The 1,100-nt window shown below is 73.6% G+C and carries 2 pseudogenes; both read left to right on the forward strand.

The features are described 5' to 3' along the window. Positions 1 to 81 precede the first annotated feature (81 nt). Positions 82 to 438 (forward strand): annotated as a pseudogene (locus tag ACFW2E_RS40445) (Zn-ribbon domain-containing OB-fold protein); the annotation flags it as partial. Then, positions 435 to 1,100, forward strand: a pseudogene (locus ACFW2E_RS40450) (lipid-transfer protein); the annotation flags it as partial. The pseudogenes ACFW2E_RS40445 and ACFW2E_RS40450, both read left to right, overlap by 4 nt.

Below are 1,100 nucleotides of genomic sequence, written 5' to 3' on the forward strand. Positions count from 1 at the left end.
CGCCCCCCCCGGCGGGCCTCGCCCCCCCCCCCCCCCCGCGGCCCCCGGGGTCCGCCGCCCCCCCCCGGCCGCCGCCCCCCCCCACGCTGCCCCTCCTGCCGCAAGGTGTACGTCCCGCCGAGGGGTGCGTGCCCCACATGTGGTGTCGCCACATCCGAACAGGTGGAGGTCGGCCCCCGCGGCACGGTCACCACCTACTGCATCGTCAACATCAAGGCGAGGAACCTGGACATCGAGGTGCCCTACGTCTACGCCCACATCGCCCTCGACGGCGCCGGACTCGCCCTGCACGGCCGCATCGGCGGCATCCCCTACGACCAGGTGCGCATGGGACTGCGCGTCGAGCCCGTGTGGACCGACGGGGCCCGCTATCCCGACCACTACCGGCCGACCGGTGAACCCGACGCGGAGTACGACACCTACAAGGAGCTGCTGTGACGCGTGACATCGCGGTCGTCGCCTTCGCGCAGACCGACCACCGGCGCACCAGCGAGGAGCTCTCCGAGGTGGAGATGCTCATGCCGGTGCTGCACGACGTCCTCGGCCGGACCGGCCTGAAGACCGCCGACATCGGCTTCACCTGCTCCGGCTCCAGCGACTACCTCGCCGGCCGGGCCTTCTCCTTCACCCTCGCCCTCGACGGCGTGGGCGCCTGGCCGCCCATCTCCGAGTCGCACGTGGAGATGGACGGCGCCTGGGCGCTGTACGAGGCGTGGACCAAACTGCTCACCGGGGACGCGGACACGGCGCTCGTGTACGCCTACGGCAAGTCCTCGCCCGGCTCGGTCCGCGACGTGCTCACCCGGCAGCTCGACCCGTACTACGTCGCTCCTCTGTGGCCGGACTCCGTCGCGCTGGCCGCGCTCCAGGCACAGGCGCTCATCGACGCCGGGGACACCGACGAACCCGCGCTCGCCGCCGTCGGGGCGCGCAGCCGCCGGGCGGCGGCCGCCAACCCCCATGCGCAGCTGCGCGGTCCGGTGCCCCACGGCGACTACCTCGTACGACCGCTCCGGAGCGGCGACTGCCCGCCCATCGGCGACGGCGCCGCCGCCGTGATCCTCGCCGCAGGTGAGCGTGCCCGGTTACTTGGCTCACTC

It is taken from the genome of Streptomyces sp. NPDC058964, assembly GCF_042741275.1.
Classification (GTDB): Bacteria; Actinomycetota; Actinomycetes; order Streptomycetales; family Streptomycetaceae; genus Streptomyces.